This window comes from Psychrobacter sp. TWR1-1-1, assembly GCF_049895865.1.
In the GTDB taxonomy this organism is placed as follows: Bacteria; Pseudomonadota; Gammaproteobacteria; order Pseudomonadales; family Moraxellaceae; genus Psychrobacter; species Psychrobacter immobilis_A.
On sequence record NZ_JAFCTE010000016.1, the window covers coordinates 19,680 to 44,654 of the forward strand.

A 24,975-nucleotide genomic window follows, 5' to 3' on the forward strand; every position below is an offset into this window, starting at 1 on the left:
TAATCCTTACCAGTCAGCGTTGAGGTATTTTTTTAGTTGTCCAGCATTGAGCACATCGTAAGCCAGCATTTTTTTCTGCTGTAATGGTGCAATATTCTTACCTACGCCATCATCTAGGATTGGGTTATAACCCTCTTCTAGCAACTCATCAATCTTACCCTTAAAGACTTCAATCTCTTTCAACTGCTTAAAGATACGGTCTTTTTCATTCTGAGCACTGGCACTCTCATTCTCAGCAAGGTCACTCTGACGATTCTGTAGGGCACGTTCACGATTCTCAATATAGACTGAGCGAAGACGCATCAAGTTATCACGGCTCCATTTATAAATAATAATATAGCAATCAAACCCCTGCTCTGGACCACTGGTTAAGTGCCAGATAAAGGGAGTCTTGGGTAAATACATAAATAAATTTAGATGATCAGATAGCTCTGCAAAAAAGTATTTATTGATATAATCGTTGAGTGGTCGCCCAAGCACCGAATCAAAATTAGAATACTGAGCAGTGCTAAAACCTTTTTCGTAGAACTTTTCTTCTATCAAGTCTAGCAGTTGCTTACCACCAGAATTTGGCATTAATGAAACAATACCATCCTCATCTTCAATAAGAATTTTGCGGATCATGTCTGCTAAAAACTCCATAGCCATTGTATTCATACGCTGTTTTGGTATCACATTACTTTGCTTAAACCAGTACCATACGTTGATAGGGTTTACTTGATGACGAATACAAAACTCTTCTAAGTTATTATTGCTTTGATAAAGTGTAGGGAAACCCGACTCTATTTTTTCACGCTCTTCTTCTGTAAATTCTTTTAAAGGTAAAGCACTAATAAACTGTTTAATATCATTCAGTGGAAACTCTTTTGCTGCTTCTTCTGATAAATAAGCTAGATGAGCCTCTTCTGATATTGGAAGTTCGCCAATACTAACTCCTTCTTTTACGAGCACCATTTCTTTATCTTTTTCCGTCAGTTCATAAATTTCAAATATTTTCTTATTAATTCTTGCCTCAAGAATAGCAACTTGAGATAACAAATAGTTTTCAAAGCTAAAGAATTCTTTAACTTTAATATTAATATCTTTTTTATTGTTAAGATGTTCGATGGGTGTTTGTATAAAATCTGGATTTATTAGTTCTGTTTTTTGAAGCTCTAATTTTATTTTGATACAAGCTTGAGCATCAACATCACAGTCATATGATATTACAGCGGGAAGCCTTCTAATATCCTCAGGCTGCTTATTAACAGTAGGATTGAAGCAATTGAGTACATAGTTAAATAGTTTTGAGTTTGAGTAGGCAATCCAATAAAGACTTTCTTTATTATTACGATAAATAATTGAGCTAGCCGCCATATCAAACAATCTATTTTCAGTAAACGCCCTACCGCATACTCCTTTAACAGATCTAGTTGAAAGAGTGACCCCTTGTTTAAAAGCAAGACCTTTTTCTATTTGTTGTGAATTTTTTTGTTCTTTTATTCTCTTTCCACTATTTTCCCATTCAATTACTAACCACTCATTACCTGACCACCTATTAAATTCGCCACCTTTAAGATAATGAACCCATTTCTTTTTATCCGTTAAAGACTTAGATACTTTATTACTATCAATCTCCCAATGAAATCGGAGAAACTTGTTATTATTTGCAGTTTTAAGACCGAGAGCAACATCAGTTATGTCTCCAACTGTATTTGATATAAACTTCTTTCTAAACTCGTCAGATATCCAGTATATAAAAGGCCATGAATCGATTAGCTTTAGCTTCGCTTGATCTAACTTATAAGCACGCTCACTGTCTAAACTTTCTATAACATTAGTTAAATTATCAAAGAATACTGTTTTCTTAAACTTTTCTTGAAGATTATTCGTAAGGTTAAAATACAACCCATAATCTTCACTATCAGATTTACTTAATACATAAAAAGTAGCATCTAGCAATATTCCTGGCCCAAACATATTGACTCGATCTAAACCATAATCAACCATTACATCAATATGTGTATTATTAACAATGAATTTACGAACATCCTCGAATGACTTAATAAACATAAAAGTATGCGGATGAATCATGGCTATCATGCCATTATCATTTGTTAGTTCATAACAACGTTTTACAAAGGCCGCATAAAGATTAGCACTGAATTTATACGGCTTCTTATAATTATCATTAATAAACTTCTTTAATTCTGATCCGAAGTCAGCACTGTCTGTATAAGGAGGATTAGCAGCTGCCACATCATATTTTATAGTTAACAGCTCAAGAAACGTAATAGCATCCTGGGTTTGACTAGTTAAAAATGTATCACTGCTTGTACGTGCATATTGCTCTACGGCTTCAGACAAGTTCTTAAAGAAGGTTTCAGCAAAGCTTTGGTGCTCAGCTAAATCCGCTGCTGCGAATAAATCATCATGAGCTCGCTCTTCAACAGCTCTTAGCTGCTCCTGTATCTGCTCATCGATTTTCACTAGAGAGCCGAACTTATAAGCGTTCTGCAGATCACTCCAGACCTTCTCTATCAACTCTTTTTGGTTTTTATTTAGTGTATTACCTTGCTCGAATATTTGGCGGACACGATCATATTCAGGCAGGTAAAAGTCTGATGAGACGATGTTATAGTTTATCTCACCGATACTGCTGCGCTTCTTCTTAGCTTTGATAAATAGACCAAGCTGGGCTAGCTGAATGGCTCGATCATCAAGATCAATACCATGCAGATTATTTTCTATAATCAGCTTGGGTATATCACTTTCATCATAATCAGCACTATAGTTTTCTATCTGGTCGATATATAGCTCATAGAAGAAATCAAAGGCATACAGTAAAAAGTTACCTGAGCCGCAAGCTGGATCAATGATTTTGACTTCATGTAATGGCTTGAGAGTGCGAGTCTGAGTAGAAGGTGCGTTGGCAATTCTATGATTGTCTTTAATCTCAGAATCTGGGTACATTTCGAGATACATTTTACCCAGTGAGTTCTCAACAAGAAACTGTACTACCCAACGTGGCGTATACACTTGCGATTGCAGTGAGACCTTATGGTATTCAGTTTTATCTTTACTGTCTTTGTGGGCTTGTTTCTTTTGGTTGTTGTAGCTTTCATACATCCAACCTAAGACATCATCGCTGTTCCAAATACCATCAACATATTCTCTAGTGATTTGTTCATCTTTCTCGACTGCATTAAACCGATCAATGATATCGTTGAGACTGATAGTATCTGGCAGTAATGCATAGGCGTACGCTTTACTATAGAGCGGTAGCGTCCCACCTAACTCATCAAAGGCAAACTTAATATAGTCTCGGATGCCTTCAAGCTCTTCGTCACGCATGTGCGGATATATCTCTAACCACATTTTATGGCCAAGTGAGCGGTCTCCATGCTCCACCTGCTTGGTTAAAATAGGTGGGAATAAGTTAGCTGCTTCCATGACTTTGATAGCAGCTAGGCGGTTAAATAGGGTAAAAGTTAGCTCATCTAAAAGCTTTTCACGACCACTCTCGTAGCTACCTGTCTCACTGATATGATTATCGAGCATAGCGACAAAACGTTCACGCTTAGCTTTAACCTCGTCAGGTAGGTTGGCAACTTTGTCGTCGTCCATTTGCTTAGTCTTGCCAAAGCCTAATCGAGCAAACTGTTTGTCAAAAGAGGCTTCTATCAGTTCTCTTATTTGCCCTACGTGATCAGCTAACTTCATTCCATTTCTACCTTAGTCTTGTATTTCTATTTCGAGTTCGATTTCATCTTCTGGCTTTGCACTCACTAGCGCACGCAGTTGGTCACTTAAAAATGTTTTATAGTCCTGCACAGTCATTACACGGTTCGGTAGATTAAAAGCAACCTTGCGAGGTTTTTTGGGTGCTGGTGGTGTGTATTGATCAGAGTCATTCTCGTGATTACTTTCTATATTAGTGACAAGTTCTGAGACGTCTGGCTGTGGTGGCAACTCTTTAATAAAGCCACTTTTTAGGATCAATAGATCATTGTCTTTTAGAGGTGCTTGAATAGTGTAATTCAAAATATCAGACAATGAATAACCACTATTTGAGCAGTTGGTACTATAGCCTAGAGTAGGTTCACCAACCACGCGTTTGTCAACGGCACTCTTTATTAAATCCAATTGTTGTAGGTTTCGCTTGTTAGGTTCAGCAGGATACTTTTGAAGCTCACGCTGCGCTTCATCAACCTTACCTTGAAGTGATCTATACTCGTGGCTCATTGCTTCTGAAGCCGTTTTAACGAGCTTATAGTAAGCATCCTTCACTACCTGTACTTGCTGTTGTAGCTCACCGAAGTTTCTTACTATATCTTGCTTAAATAGACGATCAAAATTTTGAGACGCGTCTTCGATATCTACATTCTTACGATCTGCCTTTGCAAGCTCTTGTTTGACACTATCAATAAACTGTTGGAAACCTTTTACTTTTGGCAGGTTGTTTTTGACAAACTTCTGTGTTTTTAGAATCGTCTTAATAGCATTACTAAACTCATCTTTATTAGCTAAGAGCAATTCAACTTTATCAATATAGTTACTCTCTATCACTTTCCCAGAAAAAGGCTGTAATATAGTTTTTAGCTCAACTACTGCTGGGAACATTTCATCGAAATTTTCTTCAGTACTATGAAGGCTGTTAATAGCGCCAATAAAATATGTCGCCATAGCGCTAATACTTTCAGCTAGATCAAAATCGTTAATGTTCCAGTCAATTTTCTTATCAACATAATCCTCAGCTGATAGATCCATTAATAACCGTACAGCTTGGCTCTTTTGTGTAGCCGTTAAATTAGCGGTAATCGACTTAAAAGAAGCAGACTTGAACTTAGTAGTATTAGTAAAGGCCTCATGCACTGCTTTCTGGTCATGTGAAAAATAAGGTTCATTATTAAACTTAACAGTTAGGCGACCAGCTCGAAGCAAAGCTGCAAGCGCAGCCGCTAACGTTCCATAGGTATAGCCCCATGGTGCTCCTGAAAAATCACTCTCTAAAGACTTGCCATCTATATAGCGCCCTTTGATTTTAGCATTCAGCTCTTCAACAACTTTAAGGTTATCACCGATAAAATTACCGTTTTTGTCAAAAAACTGAAAATCATTTGCCGTAAATAAATCGCTGACACTCTCCTTGTGTGCGCTAAAGATCTTAGGAATTAAGCTTTCAGACAGCTGGTTTGATAAACGCTTGGTAAAGATATTCTTCACTGCATCCCGTTGACTACTATTTATAACACTCTTGAAACCATCGTTATCTAGCAGATCATCATTGTACATATAAACTAGAGTAGCGTTGTAATAGGCATCCTCGATTAACACTCTTAGCGCTCTTTGTTTTTCTTCTCGAATTATTTGAAACTGTCGAACAATTTGACGCTTATTAATATCTTTTTCGTTTGAGTACTTATCCTCAATATGTTTATAACGCTCAACTTCACCTATTAACTTATCGATTTGAGAAAAGTCAGAAGTTTTGGGTATCAGAGTAATAGTATCTTTTTGATATTGTGTATCAAGCTTCAATTGCTCGACGACATCCTGCCTATCCTCATTAATATTAAATAAGCTATAAACAACAATTTTTAGCGCTTTATCGTTTGATGCAACTAACTCTTCACCTGAGTCTGTTATTACATGGAACTTAAAGGGATCGCTACCATCACTGTAAGATGCTACCGAATTAAATATTTTATAATCAATTAAGTGCTTAGTGAGCTCACGCTTTTTTCTGAATAACTCAATGTCAAAACTATTCATCTCCTCTAGCATCTTACCTTCAAGGTCAGAGGTAATCTTGTAATTATTATTAGAAGACAGTAGAACTTTCGCATCAAGCAATAGACCCAAAGCTGACTCAATTTTAGGCTTATAGTCGTAATAGCTGGTTATATCTGAAATAAAGCTCTTGGTAATATTATCTAGATTTGGTTCAACCACTTCAGAATCAGAGAGTAAATGTATGGTTTTTAGTAACTGTTCACCATCAATTTCGATATCACTATTTCTAAGTGTCTTTTTAGCTGTATCGTATTTATTCACTAGATCGATTGGTGGTGCAGTTTGAGCCTGATCACAAATCTCAAAACCTCGAGTAAAAGCATATAGCTCCTTGTCTCGCATCTGCTTGCGTAAGATATCAAACGTAGTAATAATCATCCCACGAGCAGCGACCTGTGTAGCTACTAAAGCATTTGAGCTGAATAGGAATTTTTGTAAAATATCAAATTGATACTTATGGAAAGGATAGTAAATCGCGAAGTCATCGGCTGATTCTGTTATCGTTGGAAATGAAGACTTTAGATTAGTAGCATCACTAATGAGACCTTCATTCTTTTTATAGTAAGCAATTAGGTCTGCATTAGCTTGCTCTGTTTTCTTTAGTAGGCGACTACGAATGATAATATCTACTTCGGTTGATTCAAGATGAATCTTGGTTTTGAAGCGATCCGTTACTTTTATTAAGTTACTTCGACTTATGTTTGCGTTATTAATGACGTCATCAAGCTTTTCTTGGGCAATAGCAATCGTCCAAACTTTATTGCTAACACTTGAAAGCGCTTCACTAATACCCTCTAGGTCTAATAGTGTGAATTTTTTTTGACTAATAGCTTCACTGGCTTCATCAAAAATAAACACTAAAGTCTCGTCAGAGTTAAATTTAAAATAACTATTTAACGCTTCTTTAAACTTACTGGCCGAGAAATCATCTATCGCAGCACTGTATATATTCTTGGTATCTTCATAATCATCCTCGCTATCACCCATTTCGATATAAGCTCTACGCATGACTCCAGCAACTCTACGGTTACTTTTTTTAAGCTCATCCCAAGGCTCTGACTCAATTCTCTGTACTATGGCTTTAAGCTCATCAAGCTTGCCCTCAATCAGAAGATCGAACTCCATGTAGCCATAGATGTCGTCTCTTAAACCTAAGTTCTTTAATAAATTAGCGAATAGCGTAAAAGCTAGACCACGCTCCGTATTTTGTTTTGCAACATCTAAAAAAACGACACGGCTATTAATCTTATCTAAATTTCGAATAGAGTTTTCGATAAGGCTGGCATCAGTTACGCCTTTTAATCTTGGGATAAAACGCTCTCGTGCAGGGGTACCATTAATAATGGGATTATCGATAATATAACCAAGCATTTTACCAAAGTATGACTTACCAGAACCGTAGAAGCCCGACAACCAAACACCAGTCTCTTTTATGTTTGAGGTAAACTCATCAGAAAATTCACCTAAGTGCTTACCAATCCCTTCAGTAACAATATAAGACTCAATTTCTTGCTGGATCTCTGCCTCTGACCGATCCTCAAGATCAATCACGTTTTTAATATCTTCATTAAGATCTAATAAAAGTATGTCTTTTATAGTTGTCATGTTTTTTCCTTACATTACCAAAGTGCAGCGGTACTTAGATGCTGGCTTAAAGTTTAAAAAGTGAATATTGTCTTCAGAAATTGCTGATGGATAAAATATGACTAAAGGATGCTGAAGGCTCATGACATCTCTGTGTTCCATAATATTTACGTTTTCAATTCCAGTACCATAGAGGCAGCCGCTCCGTATTAAAAACGGTATCCTACCATTAGCACTAGCTGTTTTAATCGCTTTTATAATCAAGTCAAACAGGTCTTCTTCTGGATCATCTGATTTAAAAACAATGTGGCTAGGCTTCATGTCATTATAGTAAGCGGAGAAATCCTCCCAACCATCCCTATCAATAAAAGTAACAAGCAGTTTACTAATATCGATAAACTCTACTTTGAACTCAGATTTATCACCATAGTGCTGTCTGGCACCTGAGATATACTCTTGCTCTTTTTCTGGGAGGTAAGAGAACAAGATGCTGTTGCCACCATTAGCCTTTCTAACGATTTGATCACTATTTCTAAGTGCATCGTCTAAGCTTGCAAATCTGGTTTGATAGTTACCCGTATAAGACATCAATTACTCTCTCAATATCATCATTCAATTTAAATGCTAAGGCTTCACCATTAAAGCTCATATCAAACAATCCATTTTTTGATAGCTTCTTATACTTATGAACCAAGTCATCTTGTGAGATGAAGCTTAGCTTCGCTAACTCATTAGACAGAACACTACTACTTCCAGACGGATAAAATCTAGAAAAATACAGTGCTATCACTTGTAGCTCAGGCGATAAAGTGGCATATACAAAAACTCTTTTTCTACCTTTTTTTTCTAAGAACCCAAATTTAGCCATCAGGTTAAGATACTTATTGGCAATTATTTTTATCGTGCTCTCAGACCAATCTACTGTTTCATTTTTATTTTTAAGCTCTACAACATATCCTAAAACGTCATCTGTATCGATGTGCACCCGACCTTCAAAATAATACTTAATAAACAGTCCCTTCGTTATCTCTCGAAAGAGTGGGTTTATGACTAAAAGCTGCCAATACAATATGAATGACATATCGGCTTTATTAAGGTCTTTACTAAATATTTTATGAAAAAACTGTTCATGCTCCTCACTAACGAAAGACAAGAAAGCTTTTTTGACGCCATGCTCAACTCTTGAAATACTCTTTTCAGTTCTAATTCCAAGCTCTCGCTTAACCAGCTCTATATCCATAATGTCTGGGTATAACTCAGCTTTAATAAGATTAGAAATTGTATCTAGCTCTTTAATACTTCCTATAATATTTATAGAAGTATCATATTGCTGTTCGTAGCTATAAGCTTCAGAATCCATACGCACCTTCACTTATTATCAGAATTCTATAAACTTTGTTATGAAAACTGGATGTAGACAATAATTTGGTTCACATCTTAACAGCATCTTAGAAGGGAGCCTAATATATAGTCGCTGTTCCTTACTATTAAAGATTTAGAGTTTATCAGATAAGTAGTTCGGCACACCTAAAAAGTACCCCTTCATGCTCATTCTATCAAAGCTATAGACATGTGCATGAGGCGCTTCTCTACAGCGCCCTACTAGTGGCTGCTTTTGATCCGGCTTGCCATTAGCCAGCTCTATCAATCCTGAGCAAATTGGACAAGTTGCAGTAAACTCTGTGACTCTCGCTACATTCAGCTTATCTTTATCCCAATACATTTCAATATCTGCATTAACGACATTAATATTTGCAAAGAACATAGGCGCTTTAACAACACGGTAATAAGGCAGTCTATATAACGGCACAAAGAAATATCGCCAGTTAAGATAAGCCAGAGGAATAAATGCTACAAAAAGTATGGCTTGCCAAAGCTTAAAATTTGGCAAGTCGCTTAGCAATAAGATGACGAGTAAGGAAAATATAGCAATAAAGATATCCAATAAAAAACTTAGCATCAGCAAAACCATTAGCAAAACGCCTCGAAAGCTTAAGATCTTTAGCTCACCCTTTTTGAAGAAAAGCCGAGTGAATAAAGATGGCTTAATCTCAGAAGCCGCTTTTCGCTCATAAGTAACACTACTTAAATATTCATCATCCTCAATGTCATCAGAGTCAATGACGGCAGATCCAGCTATCTGCTCTTCATCTACTTCCTCATTTTCAATAGCCTTAATGCTCATCCATACGAGGGTTCTGTTCTTGGCACCACCCTCTGATAAAGATGAGATAACTTCTGGCAAATAGCCTATATCATTAAACGCCTGTTCACAGTCTGGTTGTGACTCAATAAACTTTACTAACTCTATATTTAATCTATCCGTTTTTATCTTATTTTTAGCGATTTCACTGCTTACAGTATTTTCATTTACGCCCTTGGCTTTGGCGTAGATAACTTGCCTCGATAGCTTTTCAGGCTCAAACTCTTCATCTGAATATTTTAGTTTATTGAGCTGTGCGTCAACTATTATTCTTAGACAGTGATCATAAAAAGTGTTTCTTGGAAAATTAAGCAATTGTTTTTTGAGCTCTTCAAAAACAACTAAGTGTATGTTTTTCATAGATAAATACCGATTAAAACTCTATTACATCCCCTATAGCAGTCTGTTCCAGAGGCAGAATTCTTCTCATAATTACCTCACTCCTAACCAACTAACAAGAGGATGGTAACTATGTCAATGTCAATCGCTGTTAATGAGCAAAAGCAAATCGTCAATGTTAAGCAAGTCGAGCGAGGGCTGGCTTGTATGTGTTTTTGCTTTGAATGTGGTGAGCCTGTAGTGGCTCGTAAAGGTGAGAAAAATGAGCATCATTTTGCGCATCTCAACAATAAGGAAAGCTGCACTATCCACCCTGAAAGTATCCTACACAAGTTTGCCAAGCAAGTCATTATGGAACAGAGGTATTTAACACTGCCATCACTACCTGATGACGAAAATAGCGAGGATAAAACTTGGGAGTTTGATCAGCTGATTGAGGAACAAGCTGTTGGCTGTATTCGGCCTGATATAGTCGCAACGGTTGACGGGGAAATGATGTTTATTGAAGTTGCTGTGACTTCTTTCATCGATACCGATAAAGCGGATTTTATTAAGCAATTAGGTATTAAGACCGTTGAGATCGATTTGAGAGAAATCATTACGCAAGGTATTGAGTTGCCAAGTGAGGAAGCAAAGGATCATATTTTAGACTGCGTCACTAATAAGCAGTGGATATTCCCATCACCTAACTTATTATCAATACCAGTAGCCCCTACACCATTACCTGAGCCTCTTTATAATTGCCAGAGCAGTACTGATGAGAATAGCAACGAAAGCTTTGATAAAGGCTATACGATCTATCGCTTTACCATCAACCATGCTTGGGTAGATGTCAGGGTCTTTAATTCAGGCATGGTGTCTATTAAGTGTGTGACCTATAACCATGATGTTGTTGAGATACTAAAGCAATGGCGTAACGAAGGGGGTGGTCAGTACAATCAAAAATATAAGTCATGGAATTACTTCAAGCCGTTTTCAGACACTGTCTTTCAGCGACTGCAAGAAATGGATATGTCACCGAAGGATTAATCTGGAGTATTGCAAAATATGAAAGTACCTCATAGATAGCACTTAATTGATTATATCGTTGTCGTTAAAGACAACGATATCATTTGTATTTATGTTTTTACTGACATCTGATTATAACTATATCTCTAAATGCGGCGCTTGTGACTGTCTGATCCGCTGATCTGATTTCGCTTGAATATCCTTACCCCAATTTGTTGCTCTTGCAGACACCAGCTGACGGTAGTTCTCATCTTCGCTCATTTGTATGGCATTCAGTGCTGACCTATCTATCCATCCTTGTACCAAATCATTAGACTCATTTTGCTCAGTTTTATCAGTCATTGTTTTGCTCCCTTGATTGACGTCAATAATGCTCGTTACTACTGTGTTATCTGCTATAAATTTGACTTCGCTTATTATCCTACCCTCACCGCTTAAACCGTCTAATGCTACTCGCCACCACCCCAAACAATTCAAGCGACCCCTTGACCACGATATCAGCATAATTCTCATTATGCGCTCGCAGTATGATGTTTTCACCCAGTATCAGCTGTTTGGCAGTAAAGCCGATCTATCAGCGCAATCACGATGTCCTTATGACAGGCTGTCAGTGAGCGATCAACGATTAAGATGTCATTGGGGTAGATACCGATATTGACCATACTGTCCCCTTCCACTTCAACCAGATACGTCGATGCAGGATGACGTATGAGCAGCGTGTTTAGATCAATACAGTTTTGCACATAGTCAGTGGCTGGACTTGGAAAGCCCGCTTTAACTTTATCGCTGTATAAAGACAGCAATACCGTTTCACCTTCATTGGTGAGCTTACCGATTATTTTGACGGTCATCTAATGCACCTTAGGCAATTGATTGATATTGGTGGTATAGCACGGTGATAACATGTTACGACTCATCTGCCACGACTGCTTATCTTTAATCCCTTCACTGGCGATAAACACCGCCGCTTGTTGATTGCTGTTCTGTCCGTACTTTCGATTCAGCGCATCCATGATGGCAGTGACCTCACCTCTTTTCTTTGTACTTTCATTCCCATTGTTGTCTTTGCTCTGATCTTCTGCAAACAAATCAAGCTGCACCTCATCATGCTGGCAGATACCAAGCAGCATCACACCTGCTTTCGCGTAGTGCACCTCCTCTTTATAGATTACCTTTAGTACTTGCCTAGCAGCGGTGACCATCACTCTGGTGTCTGCGGTAGGCGTGATAAAGTGATAGTCACCAGAGATAGAAACGTAAGGCTCATTTTTACTGAAGGGGCTGTTCTTAGCAAAGACCGTGATATAAGCACAGACGCTGTCTTGCTTACGCAGCTTACTGGCAGCTTTTGCCACATGAGCACAGATTGACTCACTAAGGGCTTGCTGATCTGTGATGCGCTCGGAGAAAGAGCGTGAGGAGATGATTTGTTTCTTAGGCGCTATGCTGTCAATACCCAGACAGGATTGACCGTTTAGCTCTAAGCAGGTGCGCTCGAGTACCACGCCAAAGTGCTGTCTTATCTTACCAGGCTCGCAGATAGCCAATTGATAAACCGTCTGAATGCCCATCTCGTTAAGCCTCACCTTGTAACGACGACCCACACCCCATAGCTCACCGACATCGGTTATCTGCATGATGCGGCGTATCCATCTGATACTATCTAAGACACAGACGCCTTTGGTGGCGGGATACGTCTTAGCCGCATAATTGGCAAGCTTTGCCATGGTCTTGGTAGTACCAATGCCAACACCCACTGGAATACCCGTATGCATCTCTACAATGGCTTTAAGCTTATGCCCGTAAGCACTGAGATCTTGCATGGCGACAGGGTAATCAGCTAGGTATAAAAATGCTTCATCAATGGAATACACCTCAACCGTTGGACAGAGGGTCTCAAGTGTCATCATGACACGCTGGGAGATATCGGCATAAAGGGTGTAGTTGGAGCTAAAGACAGTGATGTTATTGTGCTCACAGAAGTCTTTGACTTGAAAGTACGGCACGCCCATCTTAATACCTAATAGCTTTGCCTCAGGTGATCGAGCAACGACGCAGCCATCATTGTTAGAGAGCACGACCACAGGCTTGTCCTTTAAATCAGGACGAAAGAGCTTTTCACAGTTGGCATAAAAGCTGTTGCAGTCGATGAGCGCATACATGGCAGACTCTTTAGGTGAAGGGCATAAAAGATAAGGTGAACCTAAGCACACATAACTATGTTTGGACAAGATGACTTTGATTGTAGGGACAGCCGCTTGCACAATTCAAGGGCAGATGTGATTCATGCGACGACGGTTGTCGCGAGGTTTTTAGGCGATGTGTTTACACAGTGAGAGCACAAGCAACAGTCGTAACCTTTCGTTAATCTTCATCAAGCTACTTAACGCTACAACCCGTTATCATTCTCGTTGTCGATAGCCGGGGCTTTATAAAAACACCCCCGCCCTGATTTTTAACTGAAACGAGAGAACACCATGAAAAAAATAATGACCAGCTCAATCTTAGCCCTGACTGCCTGCTTTACCATGGTTAGCCAAGCCAATGCGGCGCCGCACGTTACTAAGCATCATGTCACTCAAGTCAAGCATCAAAAAGCCAGCGTGAAGTTTAACAACAAACATCCGCATGTTAAGAAAAAGGTGGTGGTATCAAAGCATCAGTCAAAGAAAGCCGCGACTCATCTAAAGGCGAAAAGTAAGTACCAAGCGAAGCACACTCATAATCGCCACTCTTAATCACTCAGTTTACTGATGTAAAAACAGCGCCCATGTTAGGCGCTGTTTTTTATCGTTGCTATGTGACCAAGCTTAGCCATTCAAGGCTTCTAGGACAAAGACAATCCCTACTGACTATTGAAAGTAACCGTCTTAGTATTACTACCATTTGGCTGCGTCAGTGTCACTTTACTTGCTAGTACATCGCCTTTAGCATTAATCTTATAGCACTCTGAAGAAGTGCCTTTAGAATCAGAGCTGAGTAGTAGATTGTCTGAGGTTTCTATACAGAACCATGCCGTGTTATTGGTATCTCGCGCTAAAGACCAGTTTTGTTTGTATGTGCCTATCTTTTTACGCATGCTGCTGTCGCTATAAACCTTTTCAGTGATCAGCTCAGCAGAGTCACCTACCCTAGCCACCTTAGGAATCGTGGACGTTTGCGTGGCTAGCGAATACTCACCTGAGCTGTCAGTAAAGCCATGAAATACCAAGGGGTTCTTGGTAAAGTAATTGATAGCAACCGATTGATTGATGATTTTATTATTTGACTTGGTGATGGTGTTCACTTCAGCACCTTGTACCGATTTATTATTAAAGACCATGCGGCCTTTAGGTGTGACTTGAATGTCTGCTGATATGCTCTGATTGCCCACCGTAGCCGTTAATGTTTCGCGACTCTCTTTGGTATAGATGTTGAGCATGGCAGCTTCAATAGGGTATTGGGTGACAGCATTGGTATTATTATTCTGGTTGGTATTACCTGTTGTGCCACCACTCATACCACCAGCACAAGCGCTTAAACCCAGCCCTACTGCAATACACAATCCTAGTGCTTTCATGGTTTGACCCCTTCGTTTGATTAGATGTTTGTGATAGATGTCCACTATAATCGAATCTTTAGCCAATGACATCTGGCAACTACTTTAGAGCCTGCTATTATTACAGCACTATAACAACCTGTGATTTTACAGCGCGCTTAGAAACGGTAGTTGGTTTAGAGTGGTGAGCACTTACCATGACAATCAAGCTTGAATTTAGAAGATATGTACTTTCTCTATCATATAACGCCATGGACGACACTATATGAAACACAGCACTCAAGAGTCTTTAGAAAATCAGAAGTTGTTGGACAAGCAGAATATAGAATCAGACAATGACTCTCATCACGATCTGCCTCAAGATAATAGAGATGTCTGCAATGGAGAGTCAGATTGGAGAGAGGTATCTGTTGCGGCCTTATACCGACCAGACATGGATCATTTTGTGCCCTCTATTATCGGCTACTTTATAACCAGTGATGATTGGAATGAGCAAACACTATTGGCACTTAAAGAAAAGGCAGGGGCTGATTTTTTAGTAGGCATACAAACAGATGATAGTGAGTGCAAATACTTATTTGGCCATTTAGATATCATCAAAGGTGTTATCAGATGTCAGCCGGATGACGTAGAGGATGTCATCAAGCTGCTAGATGTCTACTCCCCACGTTATGACATTTGTTTGAATGCTTATGATATCAAAAGTCTATTTGAGTGCAGCCATTCATTTAGATTTATTCAAACGATCGCAACCGGTGACTGTGCGTCAGATTTGATTAAAAAAGCCACACAGCAGTTAGTAAGCAAGCTGCCTAGTGCTGCTAATATTAAAGGAATATTCGTCAATCCAGAATGCAGTCAAAGCCTTTCATTAGATGAGTTATCTCATATATCAGACGCTATTGAATCGTCTTATGATGGTACAGAGCTCTATTACAGTCAAAGCTTCACTGATGAGTCTATGTCTTTTCGATTGAGGGCGATATACGCTGAATCATAGATACCTGTTTTTAAGATACCGACTACTTCACTTTTGACAAATAATAAGCCGCTTGCTATCATAAAAAAACATCGTGGGTTTACCGCTACTTCCAGCGCGATGAAAAACAAAGACTGGTAAAACGCACACCTCCTTTTCGCTCTGTAAGGTGACTGTGTCGTTTCAATTTGACACAGACAGAGCAACAGGAGATTTCTTTATGACTACCTCTAGTCAATTACATCCAAACTTTAAACCTCTCAATCATTTTCCTCATACTCAGCGACTGAGTCTTATGAGCACTTTCTGCTATTCCGCTTTTTTAAGCAAACCCATAAAACCGCTTCATAAACCTTTATCAGTCTCAGTCACTGGTAGTCTAAGCTTTGTTAAAAATATGGCTTACCTTGGTTTTATTACTGTGCCTAACGACTCTTAAGTTTGGCACATAGCAATAAGAGCAGATAAAAATTTGAATGCACTCACCTCATTTAACCATCATTATTTAACAGGTAACCTTATGACAGCATATAGCGATAAAACCAACCAAGATGACAACACCATTCGCAAGCAGGATACGCACGTTGAAGACTGGATGATAGAGATATGGGACTGGATTGATAACCATAATATAGCAGGCAGCTCTGACAGCGCCGTTCCTCGTGAACCTGAAGCTTTACGCCAGTTAGAGCGACTGGATTTGGGATATGGAAAATCGACGAGTTATAGTTATATTGATAATAAGTCAGTATTACAAAGCGAAAGTGAGTCCACTAAGCCATTACCTGGCGCTATCGGCAATTTAACAAATCTAAAGTATCTTAGACTCAGAGGTTTTAATGAGCTGCCGGACGAGATTGCTCAACTAGAGAACTTAGAGACGCTGGTGTATATGAACTGCGATTTCACTGAATTCCCAAAAGCACTGTGTCAACTAAAGAATCTTAAATCGCTTAATATCTTTTCAAAAAGCTTAGAGAGTTTTCCTGATGAGCTCGGGGATCTCTCATCGCTTACCCATTTTGATATGAGAGGAACGCAGGTTCAGGAGTTACCAGATGCTATTGGCAATCTAAGCAAGCTTACTAGTATTGAGCTATATGCCAATGAATCGTTAAAAGCTTTGCCTGATAGTTTTGGTAATTTAACAAACCTTGAAAAACTAGAGATACGTGCTTCTGATCTCAAAACCCTACCAAGCTCGATAGGCAATCTGAATAGACTAAAAAGTCTTGGACTCTATTACAATGGCCTACAAAGTCTGCCCGATAGTATTACCAACCTAAAAGCATTGGAAGAAATTGATGTTAAGGGGAGTCCTCTCTTGGATGTATCAGAGGCTGTCAGTCGATTTATGGCTGGTGTTGGTAGTAAGGCAACTTAGACGATATTGTATGTGAGTATACTTTATGACGGACGGATAAAACAAATTAGTATTGACCCACAAAAAGCCAGATAGCTAAGCTGTCAGGCTTTTTTGTGGGTAGCGCTTCTTCTCTTAAACACAGTCCTAAGTTAGTTGATCACTACAGTTCGGTGTCTGCTAGAACTTTACAATCGGTTAGCTTCATAAAAGTAGTCTAGCATGGCGCCTATCTACTACAGCCCATTGTTAAAAATCTTACTCAATAAATCGACTGAATCAGTTCTTGAGTAAGCTCTACGTTTGGTTTCAACATATCATCAGCCAGACTGCGCTTACTAGATAGTAGCTTATCCAGTTTGATTTCAAAGGTTTCAAAATCATCTGCTGCAATAGATGGGTAATAAACAAAAACCTCTTTATCTTGCCCAATACGGTAAGCTCTATCAGTTGCTTGATCTTCCTTAGCTGGGTTCCAACTGCGTGTATAGTGGATAACATGGTTTGCTTTTTGGATATTCACACCAAAGCCAACTGCCACCGTGGATAAGACAATTACATTGAAACCATTCACTTCTTGGAACTTATCAATAATGCCCTGTCGGGTTAAGCCTTTTCTACTATTGGTATTCGAATCTCCATTCACTGTAGTAACATTTAATCCAAATCGCTCAAGGAGAAGACGTTTTAAAAATACTTGAATAGGTCTGAACTCAGTAAAGATAATAACCTTTTCATCTTTTTGCTTTATGACCTCTAAAGTGTCTATTAACCACTCAGCTTTAGGTGAATCTTTGATAGTTGCTTGCTCTTGCAATTTTAGAGGGTGAGCGCAAATCATTCGCATACTATGTAATGCAGTTAACATAACACCCTTATGCCCTTGTTCAGACAAGCTTCTACAATCATTTGATACTTGTTTATAGAGTGTGCGTTGCAGCGTTGACATTTCAATGTTTTTGCAATCATTAACTTCGTGTTTTGCTGGTAGCTCAGCGACATCATGCTTCATACGTCTTAATACTTGTGGTTCAATCAATTGACGAAGCTCATCTATTATCGCACTATCTTCATCATCTTTCTTTTCAATAGGACGACGATACTCTTTATTAAACTCACTAAGCGAACCCAGTAGATTTTCTTGTATAAAATCAAATAAACACCATAGGTCAACCAGTGAGTTTTCTACAGGCGTGCCTGTACAAGCAATCTTAAAGTCTGCTTTTTGGGCTTTAGCAGCTTTAGTAACCATTGCAGTAGGCACTTTTATTTTTTGGGCTTCATCACATATCATGATACTCCAATCCACCCTCCCTAAAGAAAACTCAAGGTCTCGCATGGTTTCATAAGTAGTCAGCACGATATCTGCCCCACCTAACCAATTATCTTCAAGTAGATTTGTTATTCCGTAATCGTTTCTTAATTGAGGAGATATTAGGTGTTTGGGTATTTTTCGCTGTTTTAAGTTATCGCCATATAAACTTAACCCTTTTCCGAATTTTGCACTAAAAAACCTATTGATTTCACTCTCCCAGTTCTCTAATAAAGAAACTGGTGCTACTACTAATGCAGGTTTTTTATCTTCTGCAGCTTCTAAATAATCACCAATGAAACAAAGTAACTGCAAAGTTTTTCCTAATCCCATGTCATCCGCTAATAAGCAGCCGCTAACCTGAGTTGGCGCATACTGATATAGATTTTGTAGCCAAGCGATACCATACTCTTGATGCTTTTTTAAACTAAATTCTTGGCTTCTAAAACTTGATGGCAATCTGGCCTGAGGGCGGCTGCTTTCATCAAAAGTTAGAGTCTCGGCTCGCTTCTTAGTAAAGTCAGCCTCATCGATATTATTGGCAATCAATAAGGTAGATTTTTTCTTTGTTCCATCAGCTTCTGGCTGCTCTTGCTCTATGTCGTTTTCCGCTGGGTCATCACTCTTTGAATCACGCAGATCATTAAGTAATTTTTTTGCATCATCTAATGGAATGGAGACGTTGCTGTCCGGATGTATAACAAAGCTCTCGCCTTCTGCCTCTGCATGCTGGATACGTTGCTCAAGTAGCTCAGTAGTGGCATCAGTATTATCAGAAGTAAATTGAGATAAGTCGGCTGACCCATCTATAAGATTCTGTGGTAACCACTCAGATTCACCACTATCTTTTTGAATGGCTTCAGAACTCAATTTTTCGGCTTCACCAATACCAATTACTCGATCGCTGTAATTATTTAAATCTAGTACATTTTTAGTTTGTAAATCATCTTCATGCTGCTGAATTTCTTCTAGATCACTTTTCAGTTCTTCCACTTGGTTATCTAAATAGTTTGTTCTATCTATACTGTAGCCTGCCCATAGGAACACTGGTGATGATTTCTCATAAGTAGCAATAAAGTGTTGAACTTGCTCTATATTTGAAAGCTCTAAAAAAATAGGGTCTTGTGCTCTAATTGAGTTTTCATGCAATATTAATTGAGCGGAACTAAAATGTGATAATTCATCATAGGTTTTATCTATTAGCAAACGATAGCTATAGATTTCTGCTTCTTTTTTGGATTGCTCAAAGCCCTCTGGGGATATAACCTCTATGGCATCTTCACCTAACTGCGCAAAAGGATTATGCAAAAAGGTTTGTGCACGCTCACCAGTTATCCGACGATTTGGCATCTTCTTAATTTCATTGAGTACACTTTTAACTTGTGGATCGACGATAACGTGTGCCAAACCACCTTCTGGTAAGCTGATCGTATACTCGTTTTGAACGTCATTATATTTATCAAAAGTTTGTAGCCAATTTGAGGGCGAGTCTTTAAAGTCAGGCTGCACCTCTACCACTGACTCTGTACTCACTAAGTTTTTACGGAGATTAAGTTGCAACTCCTCTGGGGCAAGTACGATAGTTTTACGCAGAAACTCATCTAAGTTCGCCTCACTTTTATTCGCTAAACTGCGTATTTGTGCCCAGTATTTTTGGTTTAATGATTTGTTTTTATCCGTGACATGAGAGAATTCTTTGATTTTCTCTAATAGCTTCCAAGTCGCCTCACTCAACAGATACTCTTTACCGGCAAGACTAATGATTGCCCCTGTACGCTTGACTGAGCCTTTGAATTTAACCTTGTTGTTATCACACCAGCCTTCCAAAATAATTTGAAAATCTGAATCACTGAGGCCATTTTCACTACGAATGACCGGGTATAAATCATTTGATAACGGCAGGTTGAGCAGATCAATAACACCCTTATGCTCAGAGTCTTGTTGGATCTGAAAAAGCTCTTCCCATGGTAAGATATAGTTATCATCCGACTGATAGACAACCTCCTCATCAGCCAAGCTCTCCCAATAGAAATCTGCATCAGTTTTAGCCACAGCTGTATAGCCGCGCTTTAAGCCAATATCATCGTATTGCAGCTGCAAAGGCATGATACTTGCTATTTCAGCTTCTACAGCAGCAGGCTCAACGGATTTTTTTCTTTTCCAGAACGCTAGTTTCATATCAGCTCTTTAATAACGTTTTTTGTATTTTGGACTACTGGATTGGCTGGCAAAGACGCCTAGCTCAGCGAGTTTTTCATCAAACTTTGCTTCCCAGTTTCCTGAATGACTCAAACTCGTTGCCCGACCAGAATCACTTTTAAATATTGAATGCTGTTTGCTCTTTAATTCATGAACCGTTATGTTTTTCTTACTAAGATTAAAAGGTAAGTCACTATACCCATAGCAAGCATTCCCAGTATCTGAAAAATCAACAATATGAACGTTGTCAATTTTTAATAGAAAAGCATTATTACTAGCAGTAGAACCCGTAAGATTTTTTAATCTGCCGCGGTTTAGTTCCCTGAACTTTCGATGCTCAGCATGTCTAGATTGCACAGCGGCTGGGCCTAAAAATATCTGAGAGAACGAGATCTTATCAATAAATTTGATCCAATAATCAAAGCGGTCGACATCAGCTGTTTGGCTGAATAATTTGAAGAAAGCTTCTAAGTCGGCTCTGACAAACCACTGAACCACCATTTTTCTAGTATCTGAACCGACATTTCGCCAGCCTGCTGATGAGTCGTATTGCGGATTATCCCATTGCGTCAAACAGACGTGCTTTAAAGCTTCGTGTACGACCGCGCGCTTTGAGGTAGAGGCGTAACGTTCAAGTAAAGCTGTTAAAATAGCGGTGGTATAAATTGGATTTCTTTCTAATAGAAGTAAAAAACGTGGAATCACTTTAAAGTAATCCTCTTCTTTCATGGTCTTAACAGACTTGATAGATGAGTTGACCAAACTGTCCCAAAACCAGCTGTTTGGTGCAATGCTCAAACTTTCTAACTGATTGCTAACTCTGCTGTCATCGCTATTCTGTAAAAAATCACGAATGAATCGTTTTGAAGGATCTAGTGAGAGCACTTCAGGATGATCCGTTAACGTGGTAAGCCATTTTTTAGGCTTAAGCGTGGCTTGAAATAACGTAGAGCGATTGCTACTTAAGATATTTCTGAGCTGGATCCAGTTACTAGGCCGCTTGTTTATCTCATCTTGCTCTACTGCAAAGTAACCATACAGCAGCGGGAAATAAACAGGCTTTAGTGACTGAGGCTCCATCTTGCTAAACTGCTCAATAAGCTGGCCACCTATAAAGGTGAAAAGGATTTTATCCTCATAATTTAAAAGCTTTTTACTGAGTGACCAAGCTAGGTTCTTCCAATCACGTTTTGTCAAATAGTCTTTGCCATGCTCTTCTAACTTTAAAATCGATTTGGCAATTTTTTCTTCGATAGGCTGCGTATTTTCCATATCATCAAATTTACGTTCAATGAGCGCTAATGTCTTCATTAATTTGGTCGGTTTGGCAAATTTATTATGTACTTGGTCGGCTTCAGAAAAATTATCGACACTCTGATTCAGCCTCTGTTTTAATATAGCGATACTCATCACATTCACCTTGCCAGCTGACAGGTTTCAATAGGAGCAGAAACAAAAATCGGCTGCGCCTCAGCACTGTCTTTTTCTTTTAAACCATAGAATTGCATTCGTAGCTCTACACGGCGCGAGGCTTCTTTACTGTCTTTTGCTGAATTAAATGACACACCGCCCGCTAGAAACAGCTGTTTAATTTGATTTTTTTGCGTGTCAGTTAAATCCAGATCTTGATTAAATGTGGGATCCAACAAGCTACACATCACCCACTCCGAACGACGCAAGCTTAAATTTAGGTTATATAAATACGATCCATCTGTGTCTGTAAAACCTTCAATCACAATTTGCTTAAACCATTTTTTGCCATTCTCACTATTAGCAGCTTCTAAGACAACTGGCACCAAGGCACTTAGCGCTTTTATACCCTCTTCATTCAATCGATAATCGTTGTACCCAAACCGACCCGCTTCACCAAAATTTATACGGTTTTCTTTGCAGTCTACGGTGATCAGCTGATTCTTTAAAGTAGGGTCATCTTTAATACTAGTACAGATATCTAATACCTCTGAACTGCGTTCTTTCTCTGCTTGTGTGGCTTCATTAATTTTCTTAGTGACGACCATTAAAGATACTGCCATCACTACCAAAAATAATGTCATTAGCGCTGTCATCAAATCGGCAAATGAAATCCAAAAAGGTTTTTCACCCTCATCTTTTGAACGATGCTTCTTCGCGTACCTGTTACCAATCATTAGCGATACACTCCCGAATTAGCGTCTGGTTTTTTGCGTAAGGTCTTCAAGGTTTTCTACTACATCACCTAGGCCTTCAATGCCGGTTGCCAGACGTTTAATGGATTGGTCAAGTGTGTTATCAAAAGACTTTAGCGACTGATTTAGACTGTTTTCAACGGAGCTGCCAAAGCTATCAAAGCTCTTCACCAAAACATCACTCACTTCTGATAGATACTCTTGCATTTCCATCTTCACTTTGTCTAAAGCTGTGGTCATATTCTGCATATCATTAAGCATTTTACTACTCATGCCAGCTTCAGATTTTGACTGCTGAATAAGACTCTCTAGTGTTTCAATGGCAATATTAACGCTGTTTTGAGAGTTCTTATAATCTCGTATCAACTCGATGAGGTTGCTGCTAGCACTGGTCATGTTGGTTGAAGTGGTATTAACCTCTGCAATAAGCTCTGAGGTTTTACCAGTCACTGTGATTAGTGAGCTACCAGCCGTCGTAAACTGCTCAGAGGCTAAGCGCATCTTTTCTGCGCCAGTATTCATACCAGTAATACTATCGGTGGTCACTTGAGAGAGTTTTTGGATGCTTTCTTTATGACTCTGAACGGCATTTTGACTATGAACAATCAACTCTTTAATTTCACTGCCTAAGTTATCAATCAATATGGATGACTGCTCATTCAATTTTTGCTGATTGTCTAATATTTGGCGATCCTGATCGATACGTTGCTCTGCCACATTTGATAGCAAACCTGACATTGAAGTACCTAAACCCGACACCATTTCTGACACTTTACTATTCAGCTGCTCAACAGCATGCAGCCCTTGATCGCCAATCTTGGCCGAACCTGCAGATAGATTTTCTACCATTTCAGTCATTTGGATAGACATCTCATTCTGCTTTTGATGAATATCATCCATCATTTTTGCCATTTGGGTCTCTAACGTTTTGGTCGAAACCTCACTGTTGGTTTGCATGTCTGTCATTAATTGAGAAAATCCTGACTGCATCTCACGCATAGCCGTGACAGATTGAGTCATCATTTCGCTCATACCTGTCATTTGACCGCCAAATGTCGTTTCTAGCTTACTCATGAACGCGGCTAGCACATCAGTCATAAGGTCTTGTACAGCTGAGCCTTGGTCGCCGCTCACCTGCTGCACGCTCAAGGCAATCTTATCTAAAGGATCTTGAAGGCTATCTTTAATCGAATCGCCAATCTGGGTTGCCATCGACTGGCTCGTTTGAGCATAAGAGTCACTCAAATGAGTCGCAAAAGCTGTCTGATTCTTTTTATTTTCTTCAACTAAATTAATCATCATAGCTTTTAAATCATTAACTAAGCTATCTTTTAGCTGGCGCGCATTGGTTTCATTGGCTTCCGAAGATTTAAGCAATTTTGCAAGATACTCTTCGCCACTGTCATCAAAGGTAAAGGTATCATCAATGGCGGCATGTAAGCGCTGCAGCCGCTCATAACATTTTCTTAGCCAAAACTTCTCAAGAAGTGTAATCAGCATAGCGACTGCAATAGCCAATCCAGAAGCCATAAAAGCCTCTCCCACGCCTTTTAGCAATAATGTCAAGCTGTCTTGAACCTTGTCAGGGTTGCCAGCAGGGTCGAACGCTAACAATCCAATCAACAGGCCGGCAAATGTCACGATAATACCTACACCAGTAATCATACCGGGTAAGTGCCTATAAAACTCTACTTTTAGAGGAGTATCAACGATGATGGCTTCGCTAAAAAACACCTCACTGGGCACCGTTGCCCTTGAATAAGCTACCTTAGCTTCGCCATCCACTGTTTCATAAGTATTATGAAAGGTTTGTTTATAACTTATCCAAGCTTGCTTCAAAGAAGGGTTGCCATCAAACTTGTCGTCTAATGAGTCTTTATTGACATCACGATTGATGTTTTCTAAATCACCCACCAATTGTGAGAGTTTTTTATTTAATCCTACAGCAGGTACCAAATAACTGAAAATAAAAATTAAAAATATTAATATCAATAAGATAGAAACCAATATAGGAAATATATAAAATTCTTGCACAAATTGCGCCGTTTTGAACCAATCCATCAATATCACCTATGCCACCGAATAAAAGATTAAAAGCTACATGATTTATTAAAACCAAATTAGAATCAGCTCAATTGGATAATAAACATTTACGTCAAAAACATGCTTGAAAGTAGTCCATACACTTAATTACAAGCTGTAACTTATAAAAAGAGAATGGTAACATAAACAAATGACTAGAAAACGGTTAGCAAATAATTTTTAGTAAATAACAGATAGTTTTGAGAGTTCACAACTAAGGTAGAAGGTTGAAAATGTTTCAAGCCAGGATATAGTCGTCTAGGGCGTGCCATCAATTCAATCGATAATAATCTAAATGGGTTAAAAATGGAGCCCATCCCATATTCTGTGTAACTGCCCTTTAGATTAAATGCTTACTGATACGGTCATCAAACATAATCATAAAACGATTCAGAGCAGACGTCCAGTTACGGATTGGCATCGACCAC

17 protein-coding genes are annotated in these 24,975 nt (G+C 38.9%); 4 read left to right on the forward strand and 13 right to left on the reverse strand.

What is annotated here, in order from left to right:
- Nucleotides 1-6: 6 nt before the first annotated feature.
- From pglX to ACP69U_RS12210, 5 genes are all read right to left on the reverse strand, one after another.
- A complete protein-coding gene (gene pglX, locus ACP69U_RS12190) occupies nt 7-3,702 on the reverse strand; it encodes a BREX-1 system adenine-specific DNA-methyltransferase PglX (RefSeq protein ID WP_426138644.1) in 3,696 nt (1,231 codons plus the stop codon).
- Nucleotides 3,703-3,714: 12 nt separating this feature from the next.
- Nucleotides 3,715-7,380, reverse strand: a complete 3,666-nt coding sequence (gene brxC / locus ACP69U_RS12195; RefSeq protein ID WP_426138645.1) for a BREX system P-loop protein BrxC — start codon at nt 7,378-7,380, stop codon at nt 3,715-3,717.
- A 9-nt stretch (nt 7,381-7,389) separates the two neighbouring features.
- Nucleotides 7,390-7,947, reverse strand: coding sequence for a hypothetical protein (locus ACP69U_RS12200; RefSeq protein ID WP_426138646.1), 558 nt, complete (start codon nt 7,945-7,947; stop codon nt 7,390-7,392).
- Complete coding sequence (locus ACP69U_RS12205) at nt 7,931-8,719, reverse strand: BrxA family protein (RefSeq protein WP_426138647.1); 789 nt, start codon at nt 8,717-8,719, stop codon at nt 7,931-7,933. The genes ACP69U_RS12200 and ACP69U_RS12205 overlap by 17 nt, the downstream gene beginning before the upstream one ends.
- A 135-nt stretch (nt 8,720-8,854) precedes the next feature.
- The gene (locus ACP69U_RS12210) at nt 8,855-9,922 is read right to left on the reverse strand and encodes a hypothetical protein (protein ID WP_426138648.1); all 1,068 of its coding nucleotides are present in this window, start codon (nt 9,920-9,922) and stop codon (nt 8,855-8,857) included.
- A gap of 111 nt (nt 9,923-10,033) precedes the next feature.
- Between ACP69U_RS12210 and ACP69U_RS12215 the strand changes: the two genes are divergently transcribed.
- Nucleotides 10,034-10,930, forward strand: a complete 897-nt coding sequence (locus ACP69U_RS12215; RefSeq protein ID WP_426138649.1) for a competence protein CoiA family protein — start codon at nt 10,034-10,036, stop codon at nt 10,928-10,930.
- Between the two features lie 117 nt (nt 10,931-11,047).
- Here the strand turns inward: ACP69U_RS12215 and ACP69U_RS12220 are convergent, their stop codons facing one another.
- The 3 genes from ACP69U_RS12220 to umuC all read right to left on the reverse strand — a co-directional run bounded on the left by ACP69U_RS12220 (nt 11,048) and on the right by umuC (nt 13,071).
- Nucleotides 11,048-11,251, reverse strand: a complete 204-nt coding sequence (locus ACP69U_RS12220; protein WP_426138650.1) for a hypothetical protein — start codon at nt 11,249-11,251, stop codon at nt 11,048-11,050.
- A 194-nt stretch (nt 11,252-11,445) separates the two neighbouring features.
- A complete protein-coding gene (locus ACP69U_RS12225) occupies nt 11,446-11,760 on the reverse strand; it encodes a S24 family peptidase (protein WP_426138651.1) in 315 nt (104 codons plus the stop codon).
- Entirely contained in the window at nt 11,761-13,071 is a 1,311-nt protein-coding gene (gene umuC, locus ACP69U_RS12230; protein WP_426138652.1) for a translesion error-prone DNA polymerase V subunit UmuC, read from the reverse strand.
- Nucleotides 13,072-13,386: 315 nt separating this feature from the next.
- On the opposite strand from umuC, the gene ACP69U_RS12235 reads away from it, so the two are divergent.
- Nucleotides 13,387-13,647, forward strand: a complete 261-nt coding sequence (locus tag ACP69U_RS12235; protein ID WP_426138653.1) for a hypothetical protein — start codon at nt 13,387-13,389, stop codon at nt 13,645-13,647.
- A gap of 107 nt (nt 13,648-13,754) precedes the next feature.
- Here ACP69U_RS12235 and ACP69U_RS12240 read toward each other — a convergent pair whose 3' ends face one another.
- On the reverse strand, nt 13,755-14,468 hold the full coding sequence (locus ACP69U_RS12240) for a hypothetical protein (RefSeq protein WP_426138654.1): 714 nt from the start codon (nt 14,466-14,468) through the stop codon (nt 13,755-13,757).
- A gap of 244 nt (nt 14,469-14,712) precedes the next feature.
- Between ACP69U_RS12240 and ACP69U_RS12245 the strand changes: the two genes are divergently transcribed.
- On the forward strand, nt 14,713-15,447 hold the full coding sequence (locus ACP69U_RS12245; RefSeq protein WP_426138655.1) for a hypothetical protein: 735 nt from the start codon (nt 14,713-14,715) through the stop codon (nt 15,445-15,447).
- Nucleotides 15,448-15,946: 499 nt separating this feature from the next.
- Nucleotides 15,947-16,810 carry a leucine-rich repeat domain-containing protein gene (locus tag ACP69U_RS12250; protein ID WP_426138656.1) on the forward strand — a complete coding sequence of 288 codons (864 nt, stop codon included), beginning with the start codon at nt 15,947-15,949 and terminating at the stop codon, nt 16,808-16,810.
- Between the two features lie 241 nt (nt 16,811-17,051).
- On the opposite strand, the gene ACP69U_RS12255 is transcribed toward ACP69U_RS12250, so the two are convergent.
- The 4 genes from ACP69U_RS12255 to zorA are packed head-to-tail and all read right to left on the reverse strand — an operon-like array spanning nt 17,052 to nt 24,526.
- A complete protein-coding gene (locus tag ACP69U_RS12255) occupies nt 17,052-20,279 on the reverse strand; it encodes a DEAD/DEAH box helicase (RefSeq protein WP_426138657.1) in 3,228 nt (1,075 codons plus the stop codon).
- A 9-nt stretch (nt 20,280-20,288) separates the two neighbouring features.
- The gene (locus ACP69U_RS12260) at nt 20,289-21,710 is read right to left on the reverse strand and encodes an EH signature domain-containing protein (protein WP_426138658.1); all 1,422 of its coding nucleotides are present in this window, start codon (nt 21,708-21,710) and stop codon (nt 20,289-20,291) included.
- Nucleotides 21,711-21,715: 5 nt separating this feature from the next.
- The gene (gene zorB1, locus ACP69U_RS12265; RefSeq protein WP_426138659.1) at nt 21,716-22,447 is read right to left on the reverse strand and encodes a type I Zorya anti-phage system protein ZorB1; all 732 of its coding nucleotides are present in this window, start codon (nt 22,445-22,447) and stop codon (nt 21,716-21,718) included.
- An 18-nt stretch (nt 22,448-22,465) separates the two neighbouring features.
- Nucleotides 22,466-24,526: an anti-phage ZorAB system protein ZorA gene (zorA, locus tag ACP69U_RS12270; RefSeq protein ID WP_426138660.1), complete on the reverse strand. Its 2,061-nt coding sequence runs from the start codon at nt 24,524-24,526 to the stop codon at nt 22,466-22,468.
- Nucleotides 24,527-24,975 lie beyond the last annotated feature (449 nt).